Origin of the sequence: Pseudovibrio sp. Alg231-02 (assembly GCF_900143565.1) — a bacterium.
In the GTDB taxonomy this organism is placed as follows: Bacteria; Pseudomonadota; Alphaproteobacteria; order Rhizobiales; family Stappiaceae; genus Pseudovibrio.
Map to the genome: position 1 here is coordinate 587,830 of NZ_FREX01000001.1, position 16,399 is coordinate 604,228.

General features: G+C 50.0%; 15 protein-coding genes. 11 read left to right on the forward strand and 4 right to left on the reverse strand.

The window, feature by feature from the left end; genetic code table 11:
* Window positions 1-545: 545 nt before the first annotated feature.
* From DHN43_RS02485 to DHN43_RS02495, 3 genes are read left to right on the forward strand one after another with little or no spacing between them, the layout of a single operon-like run.
* A complete protein-coding gene (locus DHN43_RS02485) occupies window positions 546-830 on the forward strand; it encodes a hypothetical protein (RefSeq protein ID WP_108817627.1) in 285 nt (94 codons plus the stop codon).
* Between the two features lie 2 nt (window positions 831-832).
* Entirely contained in the window at window positions 833-1,405 is a 573-nt protein-coding gene (locus DHN43_RS02490) for a hypothetical protein (protein WP_108817628.1), read from the forward strand.
* A complete protein-coding gene (locus DHN43_RS02495; protein WP_244306636.1) occupies window positions 1,402-1,704 on the forward strand; it encodes a pyocin activator PrtN family protein in 303 nt (100 codons plus the stop codon). The genes DHN43_RS02490 and DHN43_RS02495 overlap by 4 nt, the downstream gene beginning before the upstream one ends.
* 54 nt (window positions 1,705-1,758) lie before the next feature.
* Here DHN43_RS02495 and DHN43_RS02500 read toward each other — a convergent pair whose 3' ends face one another.
* The gene (locus DHN43_RS02500; protein WP_159096780.1) at window positions 1,759-6,063 is read right to left on the reverse strand and encodes a VCBS domain-containing protein; all 4,305 of its coding nucleotides are present in this window, start codon (window positions 6,061-6,063) and stop codon (window positions 1,759-1,761) included.
* 818 nt (window positions 6,064-6,881) lie between these two features.
* Here DHN43_RS02500 and DHN43_RS02505 point away from each other — a divergent pair.
* Window positions 6,882-7,127, forward strand: a complete 246-nt coding sequence (locus DHN43_RS02505; protein WP_057465949.1) for a hypothetical protein — start codon at window positions 6,882-6,884, stop codon at window positions 7,125-7,127.
* 101 nt (window positions 7,128-7,228) lie between these two features.
* On the opposite strand, the gene DHN43_RS02510 is transcribed toward DHN43_RS02505, so the two are convergent.
* Window positions 7,229-7,585: a winged helix-turn-helix transcriptional regulator gene (locus DHN43_RS02510; protein WP_057465948.1), complete on the reverse strand. Its 357-nt coding sequence runs from the start codon at window positions 7,583-7,585 to the stop codon at window positions 7,229-7,231.
* A gap of 214 nt (window positions 7,586-7,799) precedes the next feature.
* Here DHN43_RS02510 and DHN43_RS02515 point away from each other — a divergent pair, with 214 nt between their 5' ends.
* From DHN43_RS02515 to DHN43_RS02540, 5 genes are all read left to right on the forward strand, one after another.
* On the forward strand, window positions 7,800-8,084 hold the full coding sequence (locus tag DHN43_RS02515) for a putative quinol monooxygenase (protein WP_057465947.1): 285 nt from the start codon (window positions 7,800-7,802) through the stop codon (window positions 8,082-8,084).
* A 427-nt stretch (window positions 8,085-8,511) separates the two neighbouring features.
* Window positions 8,512-8,982, forward strand: a complete 471-nt coding sequence (locus DHN43_RS02525; protein ID WP_082830661.1) for a cupin domain-containing protein — start codon at window positions 8,512-8,514, stop codon at window positions 8,980-8,982.
* Window positions 8,983-8,993: 11 nt separating this feature from the next.
* Window positions 8,994-10,481 (forward strand): flavin-containing monooxygenase, encoded by a 1,488-nt coding sequence (locus DHN43_RS02530; protein WP_108817981.1) that lies wholly within the window; start codon window positions 8,994-8,996, stop codon window positions 10,479-10,481.
* 302 nt (window positions 10,482-10,783) lie between these two features.
* Entirely contained in the window at window positions 10,784-12,274 is a 1,491-nt protein-coding gene (locus DHN43_RS02535) for a type III effector (protein WP_108817631.1), read from the forward strand.
* A gap of 197 nt (window positions 12,275-12,471) precedes the next feature.
* Window positions 12,472-12,708, forward strand: a complete 237-nt coding sequence (locus tag DHN43_RS02540; protein WP_057465945.1) for a hypothetical protein — start codon at window positions 12,472-12,474, stop codon at window positions 12,706-12,708.
* 68 nt (window positions 12,709-12,776) lie between these two features.
* On the opposite strand, the gene DHN43_RS02545 is transcribed toward DHN43_RS02540, so the two are convergent.
* On the reverse strand, window positions 12,777-13,655 hold the full coding sequence (locus DHN43_RS02545) for a DMT family transporter (RefSeq protein WP_108817632.1): 879 nt from the start codon (window positions 13,653-13,655) through the stop codon (window positions 12,777-12,779).
* Window positions 13,656-13,801: 146 nt separating this feature from the next.
* On the opposite strand from DHN43_RS02545, the gene DHN43_RS02550 reads away from it, so the two are divergent.
* A complete protein-coding gene (locus DHN43_RS02550) occupies window positions 13,802-14,302 on the forward strand; it encodes a MarR family winged helix-turn-helix transcriptional regulator (protein ID WP_108817633.1) in 501 nt (166 codons plus the stop codon).
* A 205-nt stretch (window positions 14,303-14,507) separates the two neighbouring features.
* On the opposite strand, the gene DHN43_RS02555 is transcribed toward DHN43_RS02550, so the two are convergent.
* Window positions 14,508-15,557: a zinc ABC transporter substrate-binding protein gene (locus DHN43_RS02555; RefSeq protein ID WP_108817634.1), complete on the reverse strand. Its 1,050-nt coding sequence runs from the start codon at window positions 15,555-15,557 to the stop codon at window positions 14,508-14,510.
* A gap of 249 nt (window positions 15,558-15,806) precedes the next feature.
* Between DHN43_RS02555 and DHN43_RS02560 the strand changes: the two genes are divergently transcribed.
* Window positions 15,807-16,286 carry an Lrp/AsnC family transcriptional regulator gene (locus DHN43_RS02560; protein WP_057465942.1) on the forward strand — a complete coding sequence of 160 codons (480 nt, stop codon included), beginning with the start codon at window positions 15,807-15,809 and terminating at the stop codon, window positions 16,284-16,286.
* The last annotated feature ends 113 nt before the right edge of the window (window positions 16,287-16,399 follow it).

The window sequence follows — 16,399 nt, forward strand, 5'->3', positions numbered from 1 at the left end:
TGCAGGGAACACAAGTCAAAGGGCGAAAAATTGAAGAGCAGCGAATTTTAATTGATAATCAGTAATTTGAGCGATTTCTACATTCAGGCTGAATTGATTTCATTTAAGAGCGCCCCACTTAACCTATTCCCTTCCACTGAAAGGCTAACTTCCCGTCTGGGCGGGTAGTCCATGCACGATTGCGCTCAGCTAAATGATTATTGGTTATGCGCCCCTGGGCGCAGTGCTTGTCCACAAATCATGTGCACAATTTTCCATACCGCGCCGCTCCATCTGAACGATCGAGATACTGATTCACACCCATGAATGCGTATTATAATCCATTTTGATATTGACATAGGGATTATAATACGCATCAATTGGCGTACTTAATTGATCTGATTTGGGTGTAATGAAGCGCCTCTAATATGGATCACAGCATTCATTTTCAAACTGATAGTCACCTGTCCTGCAGAACCCCTCATGTGGCAGGTGACTGGCGCGGGTGCTGCCACCAACACATGCACCCGCGCCATCCTTTTCACGGTGGTTCAGGAGATATCTACATGAGCTCTCATCTGAGGCTGATTACTCAAGATCCCGTTGCGCCGCTTCAACCAGGTCAAGCAACATCAGCCAGCGCTGCAGAGCAACAAGGCCACAAACTGCTCGACCAGATCTCTCCAAGCTTTGGAGAGATCGCCCTGAAGCGCGAGGACCTGAAGCTGGTTTTGAAGGATACGCCGGATGATGGACCAGCGATCGTTGCACAGATCCGCAACCTGCAGGATTTTTACCGCGACGGCTGGCAACTCTGCCAGCAAACGCTGAACAAGATGGGGCGGGGTTAGAAATGACGGACACAACATGCCTCATTCCATTGCCAGAGCGGTGCTACATCAATCTGCAACACCCAGCCTCATCAAAGCTGACTTGGCGTTCAGTGGGCGTTGTTTTGGGCCGCGTGGCAGCCCTACCCAATCTTACAGATGTTTTTATCTCTCAGGCGCAGTTCAATCTACTGGCCTCCCGCTTCACACCGCGTCCGTTGCGCCCGCTGATGATGACCTCCGGCCTTCAGGTCATTCTTGCCAACCTTGCCTATGTGGAAACGGACTGCGACAGCGGCCAGACCACACTCCAGAGACCGCAAGGCGGCCTGTGTGAGCTTGCAAAAGCGCTTGGAGCACTCATTCCGCGACCGCGGCAGATCAGCATGGTTGAAACCGCCAAGCTGGAGGAGATCCGCCGAGCCGCGGTGACAACCACCCTCAACCAACTCTCTCGCAGATGCGTATCAGGCCCAACCTTGCCTCTCGCCTCCACCATCAAACCCAAGAGCCCCGAAATGGCAGCAATGGATTGGGCGGACGCGATGGAAGAAAGCTGCAGGCATCCCTCATTGAAGCAGCCCTGTGCAGCATGACTGAAGTTGAAATTCGAACTCTGGAAGGCAATCCTATGAACACCCAGTTTCTCTTGCTGGCTCAGTATTCTGGAAAAACAATCATACCCGTACAGGAAGTATGCAAAGACTTCTTCGGGCACCTGACGCTGCAAAAATTCCTTCGCAAGCACAACAGCGGCGAGATTGACCTTCCAATTGTCCGGATCGAAGACAGCCAAAAATGCGCCAGAGGCGTCCACCTCGTGGATCTGGCTCATTACCTGGACAAAAAGAGGGAAGAGGCTACGAAAGAAAACAATGCGATGTTCGGAAGATAAGACCATCCCGGCAATGTAGACTACCGGGATGGCTAGAGGAGTTGTTATCTTTTATCAGACGAACTGGAAGTCATCAATCAGGAGATCTTCTTTCAGCACACCGAGTAAGGTGATGCTGCTATTTTCGTCCAGCATGATGACTGTGCCAGTGCCTTCATTACTGGCAGCTTCAATCACACTTTCAAAATCTGCAAAGACATCGCTATCTAGGCGAATGATGTCATCCGACCCACCTCCAACTACAAAGTCAGTAATCACATCATTGCCAAAATCATCGCCTGAGAAATCGAAGGTGTCAGAACCTGAACCGCCGGTTAAGCGGTCGTTTCCGCGTCCACCGTTTAGCTGATCATCCCCTCCATAAGCCCAGATACTGTTGTCACCGGCATCACCTGTGAGGACATCACCGTAAGCATCCGTGCCCTTGATATTTTCGATGGAGATATATTCATCTCCAGCCGCATCACCTGCATTTTGAGACTGATCGGAGAGGTTAACGGTGACAGCAGTCTTCGACCAGTAGTATCTGACCGTATCGGTTCCTTCACCACCATCAAGATAGTCCGCTCCTGAACCGTAACCATTAAGCGTGTCATTTCCTTCGCCACCATAAAGGCGGTCAATGCCACTTTGGGCATAAAGGGCGTTATCGTTGCTGTCACCGATCAGCAGATCATCGTAATGAGAGCCCGAAACATGTTCTATATTGACAAGGACATCTCCGGTAGCATGGCCACCACTGGCAGTATTTTCGGCGAGGTTGATCGTTACTCCTGCATCTGATTCACGATAGAAGGCAATGTCAGAACCAGAACCACCATCAAGGCGATCTGCGCCGGCCCCGCCAAACAGATAATCATTTCCTTCACCGCCGTTGAGCTGATCATCTCCTCCAAAACCCCAGAGCTCATTGTTACCAGCGTCACCTGTGAGGGTATCACTATAAGCTTCTGTACCTTTGATGTTTTCTATGGAGAAGTATTCATCGCCGACAGCATCACCTGCATTCTGAGACTGGTCGGAGAGATTAACGGTGACGGCAGCCTGCGACCAGCGGTATTTTACCGTATCACTTCCTTCCCCACCATCAAGATAGTCTGCTCCCGAACCGGACGCATTAAGTGTGTCGTTTCCCTCTCCGCCATAGAGAGCATCATCACCACCATAGCCCCAGATCTCATTGTCACCTGCATCACCTATGAGAGTATCCCCGTAAGCATCCGTGCCCATGATATTTTCGATGGAGATGTATTCATCGCCTGCCGCATCACCTGCATTCTGAGACTGGTCGGAGAGATTGACGGTAACTGCTGCGTGCGACCAGCGGTATCTTACCGCATCGGTCCCTTCACCACCATCAAGATAGTCCGCCCCTGAACCATAAGCATTGAGCGAGTCATTTCCTTCGCCACCATAAAGGCGGTCAATGCCACTTTGGGCATAAAGGGCGTTATTGTTGCTGTCACCGATCAGAAGATCATCGTAATGAGAGCCCTCAACATGTTCTATATTGACAAGGACATCTCCGGTAGCATGGCCACCACTGGCAGTATTTTCGGCGAGGTTGATCGTTACTCCTGCATCTGATTCACGATAGAAGGCAGTGTCAGAACCAATGCCCCCGTCAAGATGATCGGCACCGGCCCCGCCAAACAGATAATCGTTACCTTCTCCGCCGTTTAGCTGATCATCACCTCCCAACCCCCAGAGTTCATTGTTGCCAGCGTCGCCTGTGAGGATATCGCCATAAGCATATGTACCTTTGACGTTTTCAATGGAGATGTATTCATCGCCTGCGGCATCACCTGCATTCTGAGACTGATCGGAGAGATTGACAGTGACAGACGCATTTGAAAGCAGATAGCGAACGGTATCTTTTCCTTCACCACCGTTAATACGTTCCGCCAGATCTCCGGCAGAAATCTTGTCGTTGCCATCAGTACCAGTTAACTCAACACGGACATCATTCAACACCTCAATCTTGCTGAGCGTCGTCCCGTCAGCAAACTCAAATCGTTCAACTTGCTCGCCTATGTTGGCGATCTGGAGCTGACCGGCAGGCCTATCGCCTAATGCATGCCAAGAGAGTTTTAGTGCGGTACCGTTGTCGTCATTGTGATCAATTATTGTAATTGTAAGGTCAAGAAAAGACAGATCCTCAAAGACAACCGTATCATACCCTCCGTCATCGACTTCAGTAGTATAGTCAATCATCGTTGATCCACTATCTGCCCGGATCAAATATGTATCATCTCCTAGACTCCCGGTCAGTACTTCGCTGTCTCCTGTAACTGTCACAATGGCTGTTGCAGCTGAGCTTTCTCCGGCGCTGTCTGTAACCGTATAAGTGAAGGTATCAGTGATAGATTCACCAAGACCTAGAGAGCCAACCAGATTTGTCGGATCATAAGAGAATGTATCATCATCATTCACGGTCACTGAACCGAGAGCGTTGGTGGTATCCACACTGAAGCTGTGTGTATCTGAGGTATCTGCATCAGAGTAAGACGGCGTAATGACAACAGAACTGTCTTCGTTAGTCTCGCTAAAAACTTCAGCTGCTACAGGAGCGTCATTAGTTCCGGTGATCGTCATAGTCACTGTCTTTGTGACGACACCGCCATTGCCATCATTCACTGTATAGGTGAAAGTATCAGTCGCACTCTCTCCTACAACAAGATGCTCAAATTGGCCATTTGGATTGTATTGGAAGCTTCCATCAACCAGAGTGACCTGCCCAGTGGTTTCACTGGCATCTACGGTGACGGTATGAGTGTCTGAGACCTCAGCATCTGAGAAAGCTGGTTCTATAAAGACGCTTTCACCCTCAGAAGTTGTTGCTGCGATATCATCAACAACGGGTGCATCGTTCACACCGCTGATTTTAATCGTAACAGTTTCCGTGGAGGTCGCACCGGAACTGTCGGTAACGGTATAAGTGAACGTATCGGTGGCAGTTTCATCAGCTGTAAGGCCATCAAACTGGCCCTGCGGATGATAGGAGAATGTACCGTCATCATTCACGGTAACCGAGCCACGTGTATTGGTGGTATCCACACTGAAGCTGTGAGTGTCTGAAGTATCTGCATCAGAATAAGACGGCGTAATGACAACAGAACTGTCTTCGTTAGTCTCAGCAGAGACTTCAGCTGTTACAGGAGCATCATTAGTTCCGTTGATTGTCACAGTCACAGTCTTTGTGACCACGCCACCATGGCCATCATCAACGGTATAAGTGAAAGTATCGATCTTGCTTTCACCTATGCTCAGATATTCAAACTGTCCATTCGGGTTATATTGTAAGCTACCATCAACCTGAGTGACCTCACCGATGGTTCCGCTGGTATCAACTGTGATGATGTGAGTATCTGAGGTATCAGCGTCTGAGAAAACCGGTTCGATCAGAACGCTTTCTTCCTCAGAAGTTTCCGCTGCAAGCTCAGAAACAACAGGCACATCATTCAAGCCGCTGATTGTAATCCTAACAGTTTCCACTGAGGTAGCACCAGAACTGTCCGTGACAGTATAGGTGAAACTATCAGTTGCAGTCTCACCAGCTGTAAGGCCGTCAAACTGGCCTTGCGGATGATACGAGAATGTACCATCATCATTAACGGTAACCGAGCCAAGAGTGCTGGTGGTATCCACGCTGAAGCTATGAGTATCTGAGGCGTCTGCATCAGAGTAGGAAGGCGTGATGATAACGGAACTGTCTTCGTTAGTCTCACCAGAAACTTCTGCAGCTATAGGGGCATCATTTTCACCAGTAATGGTGATGGTAACCTGCGCTCCTGCACTGGCCCAAGAGCCATCAGTAACAACATAAAAAAAGCTGTCTGTCGCCGTTTCGCCAGCACCTAAATGATCGAACTTCCCATCAGTGTCATAGCTGAATGTGCCGTCAGCGTTTGTTATGACTGCACCTGCAGTGTTTGTATTAATGATACTAACGATATGCGTATCCGATGCGTCTACATCAGAATAGGAAGGGGTTATAGTAACTGCACTGCCTTCACCTGTGGTTTCGCTCGAAGCAAAAGCTACAGGACCATCGTTAGAACCAAAGAGCTCTATAGTGACTGTCGCTGATGAACTGGCCCCGGAACTATCGATCACTGTATATGTAAACGTATCTGTCGTTTTCTCGCCCAAAGCCAGATACTCAAACCGCCCTGCTGGATTGTAAGAGAACGTACCATCATCATTGATTGTGACCGAGCCAAGCGTGTTGGTGGTATCTACGGTGAAAGTGTGTGTATCGGCAGAATCGCTATCGTAAAAAGCAGGTGTGATTTTATGAGAAGAGCTTTCGCCCCCTCCTATTGCGACAGGAAAGGCAGAGGGTACAAAATTTGTCATTTGAGATACCATAGATTCATCATGCATAATTGCATCATGCATCTATGCATGCATATTTGAGATTGTAAACATTAATTAAAAAAACCCAGAGTTGTAAAAACAAACTTCTGGTTAGGACAAACTTAAGGCGCAAGGGATGGGCGTGAATTAGTTGGATTTCCTAGAGACTATCCGAATGGCTGTATTCTCATGGAGGAGCCGAACTTGGACCACTTCCCTGTTCCACGTCCTGCATCAAGATTTGATAGGGAACCAGAAGAGAAACAGCTACAGCCTCCAAGGGGACGTTGATCCAACTACTGATGAGTTGATTGATCGACAACTAACGGCTGTGGTTGTTAGACTTAGATCTGAAACGCCCGCTGTCTATAACGTAATTTTATTTTCAGGCCTCACTAATATCTATCTCAAATTCAGATATTAGTACGAATATCAGTACGACTGACAACGCCATCAGCTGACAACACATTGTAGTATATAAATAAACTTTAAGTATCGATCCCATCAAGCATCGGCGCGACCGCGAAGACGGGTTGGTTGATATTATAGAGTTTTTTTGTTGCTTCAGTCATTCACGACGGTCTCAAACTGCCTCAAGTCGCAGTCTTTTGCCCTTTCTGCACCAAATTGGCAAGTCAGCCCAACCAGAAACGTAGGAATAGACTGCTATGACGGAATGAATGAGGCATCACTTTTGGGCTGCCGTCCTTATCAAACATCACCGGGTCCTACCCTCTCCACACACAACATTGTGGGGTGTGAGTGATTGTGGGATCTGGTAGGGTTTTGGGTGTGATTTGAATGGAGAGAGCTGAGATATGGGTGGTGGTGTGACGCAACCGGAGGCTTCGCGGTCTTTTCAGGAGTTGGTGATCCTGGGCGTGCAGGTGCTGCTCGGGGTTGGGTTTATGGTGTTTAGTGCCTACGTGTTTTATGAGGCGGCGCTGGCGCTTTATAAGCTGGATCTGGTGCGCATGGTTGGTGCTTACTTCCTGTTTTTCTGTACAGTTGGGCTTGGGCCGTTTTTCTGGCCATTTTCATGGCCGTTTGGTGAGGGCCATTAAAGAAGCCAGATTACCCCCACGCCATATTATGTCTTATCTTTTGAGCGTATCCCGGCTTGAACGCTATGTTCATTCTGGTTGATACGCTCCTTCTTCGTCGTTCAGGCCTCTTCCTTTTCCCGTACAGCATGATCGATGCCCCAATCGCGCAGTGCGGTGATAATAGGGCGTAGAGTTTCGCCCTTTGGTGTGAGTGAGTATTCTACGTGAGGCGGAACCACAGCGAAGACTTTGCGGGAGACCAGACCATCGGTTTCCAGCTCTCTCAATTGTTTGGTCAACATGCGCTGAGTGACTGTTCCGACTTGTTTTTTCAGCTCGCCAAAGCGCTGTGTCCCTTCCATCAGGTGGTAGAGAATAACGCCCTTCCATTTGCCGCCAATCAGCTCCAGTGCAGCTTCTACTGGACATCCCTGACTGCAATTGTATTGCTCGAAGCGTTGGTTTTTATCACTCATATTATCTCCTGAGAGCAGGTTGCTTTCATATGCATTCAAGCAACAGACTCTAAGTCTTTTTTTGCACGTACTCTTATCCGAAAACCGAAACTACTTTTCTGGAGTAAGCCTTAGTATACTTCTTGTACCTATAGGCCAAAATTGTGCGTACTTGTTATTGATATAGCGTCTATATAGGTTCTCTGCCAGCAAAACAAAAGAGAGGATTGCTCCTATGACTTTGACCATCGTCGCCAATATCCATGCCGCTAAGGGCAAAGAAGATCTTGTGAAGGCAGAGCTTGAGAAGCTGATTGCGGTAACGCGCGCTGAAGCTGGTTGCCTGCAATATGACCTGCACGTGGACAATGAAAATTCTGGTCACTTCATGTTCTATGAAAACTGGGAGACCCGTGAGCTGTGGCAGGAGCACATGAATGCCCCGCATCTGGCTGCTTACATGGTGGCAACAGAGGGCGCCGTTGACGCGTTTACTGTGAACGAGATGACACGCATCTAACAGCTGCTACGAGTATTTTGCAGAGTCTTTCCAATGTTGTGAGGGCTCTGCATAATTTTATCGTACATTGTAAAAACCGAAACCTTCTCAGACGAATCCCAGCAAATCCCGCTGGTTACCTCCTTCCCTATGCGTTCTACACTTTTCATTTCATCCTCCAAAATCGATAGTTTGTAGAGCCCCATAACATTTTAAGCTTGAACTATCTCCCTTCGCAGATATCATTGTTTTAAGTTTAAAAAAGAATCTATCCAGACTAGGTAAATATTTATCTCGCAGATGCGAGATAAACCTGACCAACGCCGCCTGAGTGCCTAGTATTTCTATGTATTCATGACGGAGGTATTGCGGAGATAGATTGATAATTTTTCAAAATAAATAATCAGAGCTAAGCAGCCACTTTATTCTATTGATGAGGAGGGAAATTATGTCTGATCAAGTCTTGATGCCGGAAGGTGCTTTGCAAGGTGTGACGCTTGTGGGGGAAGGCCTTAATGACAACACCAGCTGGAATGTTGTTGGCCATACATACACACCTAAAGTACTGACCGAGAACGTGTTTATCTGGCATGCAACTATTCCGGACGGGACCTTTGTGCCACCGCACATTCATCCAACACAGGATGAGTGGATCACAGTTTTGACTGGTGCGCTTGAGGTGGAGTTTGGGGAAGCTTGCCACAAAGCGGGACCGGGAGACACAATCAGAATGCCACGCGGAATTGCGCATGGGATCTTCAACCGCTCCGGCGATGAAGCAACCTGTGTGTTTGGCGTGGCCCCTTCCCGCAAGCTTTATGATCTGTTTGAGGCCCTGGACGGCGTAACAGATCCAGAAGAGCTTGTGCGCATCTCTGCCTTGCATGAAGTCGACTTTTTACCGCCACCAGCGGAATAAAGGTGGCTGACATGGTGAAGAAGAAGAAAGTTGCTGTCATTGGCGGCGGCGTGAGTGGTCTTGCAGCTGCCAAAGCCTTTGACGAACGTGGGCACCGGGTGTTTGGCTATGAGCGCACCCACGATTTTGGCGGGGTCTGGGAGCTTTCCAGATCCTATCCGGGGGTGCAGACCCAGTCTCCAAAAGATCTGTATTGTTATACGGATCATCCTATGCCCAAGGAGTATCCGGAATGGCCCAAGGGGCCGCAAGTGCATGCTTATCTGCATTCCTATGCTCGCAAGCACAAGCTGCATCGGTTGTTTCAGCTGAATACGTCGGTCCTTTCCATGGACCGCCGGGAGGACGGCCAGCCAGGATGGACACTTACGCTCGATGCTGCGGGGCAGGTTCGCAAAGAAGACTTCGATTTTGTCGTCATCTCAACGGGACAGTTTTCTGAAAAGAACATTATCAGCCATCCGGGACAGGACAGCTTTGAGGCGCAGGGCGGACATGTCATGCACTCATCCGACTATACCGACCCTTCCCTTGCTAAAGGCAAACGGGTGGTGGTGCTGGGCGGGTCCAAGTCAGCAACAGATGTGGCGGTGAACGCGGCGAAAAACGGGGCCTCTCAGGTGACATTGGTGTATCGTGAGCCAGTGTGGCGGGTGCCGTATTTTGTGGGTGGCATCAACTTCAAACGGCTGCTTTACATGCGGGCACAGGAGTTGCAGTTCAACAGCTGGGGCAGAAATCCGCTGCAAAAGGCAATGGCTGCGATTGCTAAACCGTTGATCTGGGCGAATTTCCGCGGTCTTGAAATGTTGCTGAAGCTTCAGTTGGGGCTGAAGAAGTGGGATATGGTGCCGAAGGTGCCGATTGAGAAGGACATTTCCTGCTCTATTCCCATTGTCACCCCCGGGTTGTTTGAAGGGTTCAAGAGCGGCGTTATCAAGCCGGTTCAAGGCACGATTGATCATTATGAAGATGGTCAGGCAGTACTGACGAGCGGCGATAAAGTGGGCTGTGATGTTTCGGTGCTTGCTGTGGGGTGGAAGCTGGGCATTCCGTATCTGGCAAAAGGGTATCGTGACAAGCTGATTGAAGAGGACGGGCAGTATCGGACCTACCGTCTTTCTGTAAACCCTGACCTGCCAGAAATGGGGTTTGTGGGCTTCAATTCCAGCTTCTGCACGGTGCTTTCTGCAGAGATGATTGCCAACTGGCTGGTACGCTATGCGGATGGGCAGCTGGAGAAGCAACCAACGGATGGACAGATGCGTCAGAACATTGATGAGATGCTGGACTGGCGGCGCGATGACCGACCAGCAGCTCAGGTTTATGGCGGATTGTGCTCAGCTCCATTCCACTTCAAGCATTTTGATGAACTGCTGGAAGATATTGGAGCGGCCAAACGCAAGCGCAGTAACCCTGTTGCGGAGCAGTTCTCTTATCCAAATGCACAGGCCTATGGGAGTTACCTTAAGTCAGCTCCGCAGTATCTTGCACAATAACAACATCGTGAGACACCGTCATCTGTTAAGCCTGTAGCGCTAAATGGTTGTTTCTCGTGTATAATCTCTAAATGTCTCTCCAGTGCCTTCGGTTTTGCTGAAGGTGCTGGAGAACCACCTTTAAACGGTGATCAGCGGTGTTTTAATCAAACCACTTGCAACATAACAATGCCGATATAACCATTGTGATCTTTGTGAACGCTCCTCTCAATATTTTATCGATTATTTTAAACCCCATGCAACACGGCCCAGACATTGTCGTGAGATGAGAATAAATGGTCATCTGTCTGAGGAGTGTGTCGATGCTTGGTGGTGCACAACAACAACCTGAGAGTTCAGGAAATCAAGACGAGCTGAGCTGGGCGAAACGCGTATGTCAGCATCTTGGTATCGATTTTCCTGATAGTGTGCAGCAGGCTGAGCAAATAGAAGCCAGCATGCCCAAAGCTGATGTGCTGAGCGTTGCTGACAACAAGGCCGTTGAAGCATCGATGGCGCAGATTGCTTCTGATAGTCCGGCCGCACACAAGACAGCTGACAGTCTGATCAAGAGCATTGTGACCGTGTTCACGCGGCTTGAAGGTGACGACGAGCTCAAAGGCATGATGGATGCTATGCAGGCTTATACAGGCGACAATCCGAAATACGGTGTTGTCGGTCAGCTGGGTGCTGGTGGTTTTACCAAGATTGTCGATGGTGCCAAGAAGGGCAAAGAAGATAGCGATGTGACAATCCGCGAAAAAGGCACGGCCTATTTCGATTTGTCCAACTCCCCTGCTTTCCGAAAGGCTATGGAGAAGATCTATCACTCCCCTGAACTTCAGGAGAAGATGAAAGACATCATCGACATCGATTACTTGCACAGCTTCAAGTTTGGCCGCCCTCGTGGCGCGGGACCGGACAGCACGGCTCCAGATGAGTTGAAGCTTTACACCTATCGGAATGAGAACAAGCAAAACGCCTCGGAGAACCCAGAGCTCTACGGCGAAGTGCCGGGCAGTGAACAAGTTGACGGACCCATTCCGCAAAATGATGCACTGGCAGGTCAGAGCCTGACGGCGAACCAGCGGAAGTATCGTGAGCGCAGCAAGAAAGGCGGCGATGGTGCGTGGGCAACGGCTGCTGATCTGGAAGCGAACAAACGCCTGACAGAACGCGAGATTAATTTTGCGAAGACTAATCCGCGTAACCGGCACGACAGAGAAGACTACCAGTTCAAAGAAAACAAACCTGTCAAAGCCGGTGAGATGCCGAAGGACAAGGTTATTGTTGAACACCAGCCCGGTTTTTCTGTTTGGGATGTTAAAGACGGCACAGGCTTTGCCAAGGATGCGGACCTGCACAACAAACCAACCGTTGCTGGTCCGTCCGGTACCACAGACCGCTTTCTCACCGGTATTCGCTTGCTGGGTAAAGGGGTGATGAAGGAACTGGGGTTGGAAGGTGACAATGCCGAGAACCAGGTGAAGGAACTGGGCAGATGGCTGGCGACCGGATATCTGGTTGGCGATGAGCACCACTCTGCTGTTGAGGTAAACCTGGGTGCTGCCAACCACGGTTTGAAGCCTCAATGGGGGTCTAATCTTTATACCGAACCGTTCTCCGAGCCGATCAAGGGCAAGGGTTTTGAGATCTCCAGTGAGGCAGTTGTTGATCAGCTTGAGACTAAGCTGGAAACAGCCGAAGAGGATGCCGTGAACAGAGACGCCTACCGCTTCGATCTGGAAGGTGGTTCCAAAGGTACGGTCTCCCCAGACGGTAAGGTCAAGGCACCACCAAAACCGAGTAGATAATCTGTTTTTTTGTGCAAGACATCGCTTAAGACGTGGTGCTTGGGAACAGAAAATTTCATCAAAAAATGAGCAGCCCAACCCCGTGTTTGGGCTGTTTTCATGCCCTCTCAGATTTAATCCTTAACATCCGTTAGGAGAATTTTAATGGAATCATTTCACAATGAGAACATAGGAAGAACATCGGGTGTTAGATAACTATGTCCAAGAAGTTTCAGTGGCGACAGCTTTGGAGAAATGTTCCGGATCACACTGTAGGGACAGGCGTTCTCAATACCGAGATGAGCATGCGGGTTCATCGCGAAGGTGATGATGAAGCCCGTAAGCCATGGCGGTGGGAGCTGCATCACAATGGTGTTGTGTGCAAAGGTGACGTCAACGACAAGGTTGAGGCCATGCAAAAAGCGCAGGATGCTTATATCGCTTACCTGCGCTAATCCTTAGTTTTTCAATTTGGGGCGCTTATTCTTATCTGAAAATCAGAGTCTCTTTTCAGGAATACGCCCTAACTGGTTGCAGCCGCGTCTTTGGTTTGTGCTGCGACCTTTGCAGCGCTGGGAGCCTTCAGCGCGAACACGATACTTCCCAATACGATGAGAATGCCGACCCACTGGCGTAAGCCAAACTGCTCCCCAACCAACAGCTGACCGCACAAAACCGCGGATACCGGATTGACCAGAGACAGGAAGCCAATGGTTGTTGGGTTGAGCTGCACGATCCCCTTCAGCCAGTTGACCGAAGCCAGACCCATTCCCAAAATGCCTATCCAGAAGAATGCCAGCACCATGTTCAGGTCCGGCACAGGAGCTGCGCCTTCCAAAACAAGTGCGATTGGTACGGCGTAGAGGCCGCCTAATGTGACGTGCCAGCCTGTGTACGTTACCATGCTGACATCTGGTCTGCCCCATTTGCCGCTGAGGTAAACGCCGGTGAAGGTGCTCAGGCAGGCGGCCATTGCGGCGCCGATACCAATCCAGTCCAGTTCAACAGCGCCGAGCAGCAGCATGCCGACGCCAAACAGACCGATGAGAGATGCTATGAGCTGGCGGGCAACCGGTGTCTTGCCGTCCAGAATCCAGATGTAAAAGATGATCTGCAAGGGCAGTGTTGCCATAAGAGTTCCGGCCATTCCGCTTGGAAGGCGGAAAGCAGCGATGAACACAAAGAAGATCATGGAGAGATTGGTCAGGCCGATGGTCATCGCTCTTTTGACCCAAGGACCTTTAAGCAAGCCCGGAGCAAACGCCAATAACAACAAGCCTGCAGGCAACAGGCGGTAGACCACCATCCAGACAGGGTCTTCTGCTGGCAAGAGCAACGTTGTAACGGCGTAGGTGGTGCCCCAAATTGCGGGCGTAAGCGCCGTGCGCAGCTGAACAAGCATGTACTTCGACCTCAATTATCTTGATCTCAAATTAATTCGATCTGATGCTTAGGATATATACGCAGATCCGTCAAGTATCTTGATCTCAAGTAATTCCTCTGCAATATACCTCTGTATTGCTGCAAGCCAGATTATTGAGAGTGACCATGACTGATCACGTTGCGCGCGTCGTGCGCCAGTGGAAGAGCGAATATCCTGAAGTCGATGCCAGCCCGATGTATGTGCTGGCCCGGATGATGCGCCTCAACATGCAGATCAACAAAGATCTTTCTGCAAACTTTGCGAAGTTTGGTCTGGCAACGGGTGATTTTGATGTTCTGGCAACGCTGCGGCGAAGCGGTGAGCCCTACGCACTGCGCCCGACCGAACTGACCAAATCCAGCATGTTGACTTCTGGCACCATGACCAGTCGCCTCGATAAGCTGGAAAAGCTGGGCCTGGTGTGCCGTAATCCCAATCCGGAAGATCGCCGGGCTCTGATGATCCATTTAACGGACAAAGGCCGCGCACTGGTGGAGGAAGCAGCTGCCGCGCACTTTGAGATGGAAGCTGAGATGCTCAAGATTCTGGATCCAGAAGATCGGGACGCGCTTGAGGGTATTTTGGAAAGATGGAGCCACAGGCTGGAAGAAAACGGCACGATGTAATCTGCCTTAAGCTTGGGGCAGGCAAACTGCTTTCGCACGTTTCCTTCTAGCACATTCACTTGCTAAAACTGGCACTTGCTAAAACTGGTGAGGTCTTTGCAGTTGCGCTGGCCACCTGTGGCTGAGTTGGGGGTATACAAAACAGACAGTGCTCGTTCACACTGCACTGCCTGTTCTGACCTATTGTTCTTGTTTTCTCTTAGAATTATGAGTTGCCGGAGAGGCAGGTGTTGAAGGCACCACCCATTTGCTTAAGCAGCTCGGTGTAAAGCTGTGGGCCTGAATCCAGCGTTGATCCAAGAGGGTCGAGTTCTGCAGAGTTGACGCCTGTTCCCTCTTTCAGCACTGCAACCATGCGCGGATTGAACTGTACTTCAGAGAAGACACAGCTGACGCCCAGCCCTTCCAGTTTTTGGCGAACTTCAGACAGACGCTTTGCTCCCGGCAGCACTTCCGGGCTGACTGTGACTGAGCCGACCGCGTTGAGGTTATAGGCCTCTTCAAAATAACGGTAGGCATCGTGGAACACCACGAAAGGCTTGGTCCGATTGTTTTTCAGATCAGCCTTCAGCGTCTCGGAGACTTTGGTGATCTCCTCTGCTTCCGCCTTTGCATTGGCTGCATACTTGGCAGCATTTGCAGGGTCGGCCTTGGAGAGGGCTTCCTCAATCTCATGCAGCATGGCGACCGCATTTTGCGGATCCAGCCAGATGTGCATGTCTACGGCTTCATCACCATGCTCATCGTGCGCCTCATGGTCATGATCGGCATGCTCTTCATGCCCTTCGTCGGCGTGTTCTGCATGTTCTTCTGCAGTTTCACCAGCGTGCTTGGCATGCTCTTCAGCGGTTTCGCCAGCATGATCACCGTGGTCGTGACCTTCAAAGTTGCCACCTTCACGGAAGTTCAGGAGTGTGAGACCATGGGCATCTTTCAGTGTCACGATGGTTGCGCCGTCGGCAAGGTTCTCAAGCGGGGTTTCAAGGAAACTTTCCAACTGAGGACCTACCCAGAACACCACATCTGCGTTGGCGATCTTGCGGGCTGTTGACGGACGCAGGCTGTAAGTGTGCGGAGAGCCTGCCCCTTCCACCACCAGATCAGGCGTACCCACGCCTTCCATCACGCTTGCTACAAGAGAGTGAATTGGCTTGATAGATGCCACCACATTGACCTCGGCCTGAGCCAGAGCAGGAAAGGATACGCTTCCGGCAAGAAGACCGAGAATGCTTAGTGAACCTAAGAGATGCTTCATACGTCCCACAACCATTTTGTTATAATATTACATTCGATTTGTTACTTTATAACGTCACATATTTTGGAGTGCAACGGCCTTTTTGCGATTTATGCAAGACTGGGCAAAACTCAAAATAACGGGGTAAATACCCTATTGATCTCAGCAGGTTCGCTCAGACCTCAGCCAGTAAACTGTTAGTTTTGCCTGATCCTACTGCCAAATTAACGAGATGCCTGTTATATTGCCGCAAAATTCAAAGGACTTTCTATGGCCGAGATTAAGGATGAGCTGGACCGCAAGCTAATTGCCATCTTGCAGGGAAACGCTCGGGAACCGGTGTCTTCTATTGCACGGCGGTTGGACGTTGCCCGCTCAACGGTTCAAGAGCGCATTGCCCGGCTTGAGCGCAAAGGCATCATTATCGGCTATACGGCGATTTTGGGAGACCAAGAGGACCAGAAGCGGGTTCAGGCTCTTGTGATGCTTTCCGTAGCGCAGCAACGCTCACGCGAACTGATTGCGCAGTTGGAGTCCTACCCTGAAATCCGCAGCTGTCTGACGATTTCCGGTGAATTTGACCTCTGCCTGATTGTGGAGCCTGACCGTCTGGAAGAGCTGGATGCCGTGCTGGACGAAATTGCCGCCATTCCAGGTGTTGAGCGCACGCGGTCCTCTATCGTGCTGACGAAGAAGTTTGAGAGGCAACGGCCTTTCATGCCTCAAAATACCTATAGCCTTGAGAAATAACAGCTCCTGCGCATTCGTATACTTCACCCATTCGATTTAATTGGCACTCCTCGTGTGTTTTCTCAAACACGAATCGTGTGAGCGCTGCACGTAAATATCGTCATATTTACAAT

Coding starts and splice junctions, on each gene's coding strand:
- DHN43_RS02485 (WP_108817627.1), top strand. CDS start 546: ATGAGCTCTCATCTGAGGCTGATTACTCAAGATCCCGTTGCGCCGCTT.
- DHN43_RS02490 (WP_108817628.1), top strand. CDS start 833: ATGACGGACACAACATGCCTCATTCCATTGCCAGAGCGGTGCTACATC.
- DHN43_RS02495 (WP_244306636.1), top strand. CDS start 1,402: ATGACTGAAGTTGAAATTCGAACTCTGGAAGGCAATCCTATGAACACC.
- DHN43_RS02500 (WP_159096780.1), bottom strand. CDS start 6,063: ATGACAAATTTTGTACCCTCTGCCTTTCCTGTCGCAATAGGAGGGGGC.
- DHN43_RS02505 (WP_057465949.1), top strand. CDS start 6,882: ATGGGTGGTGGTGTGACGCAACCGGAGGCTTCGCGGTCTTTTCAGGAG.
- DHN43_RS02510 (WP_057465948.1), bottom strand. CDS start 7,585: ATGAGTGATAAAAACCAACGCTTCGAGCAATACAATTGCAGTCAGGGA.
- DHN43_RS02515 (WP_057465947.1), top strand. CDS start 7,800: ATGACTTTGACCATCGTCGCCAATATCCATGCCGCTAAGGGCAAAGAA.
- DHN43_RS02525 (WP_082830661.1), top strand. CDS start 8,512: ATGTCTGATCAAGTCTTGATGCCGGAAGGTGCTTTGCAAGGTGTGACG.
- DHN43_RS02530 (WP_108817981.1), top strand. CDS start 8,994: ATGGTGAAGAAGAAGAAAGTTGCTGTCATTGGCGGCGGCGTGAGTGGT.
- DHN43_RS02535 (WP_108817631.1), top strand. CDS start 10,784: ATGCTTGGTGGTGCACAACAACAACCTGAGAGTTCAGGAAATCAAGAC.
- DHN43_RS02540 (WP_057465945.1), top strand. CDS start 12,472: ATGTCCAAGAAGTTTCAGTGGCGACAGCTTTGGAGAAATGTTCCGGAT.
- DHN43_RS02545 (WP_108817632.1), bottom strand. CDS start 13,655: ATGCTTGTTCAGCTGCGCACGGCGCTTACGCCCGCAATTTGGGGCACC.
- DHN43_RS02550 (WP_108817633.1), top strand. CDS start 13,802: ATGACTGATCACGTTGCGCGCGTCGTGCGCCAGTGGAAGAGCGAATAT.
- DHN43_RS02555 (WP_108817634.1), bottom strand. CDS start 15,557: ATGAAGCATCTCTTAGGTTCACTAAGCATTCTCGGTCTTCTTGCCGGA.
- DHN43_RS02560 (WP_057465942.1), top strand. CDS start 15,807: ATGGCCGAGATTAAGGATGAGCTGGACCGCAAGCTAATTGCCATCTTG.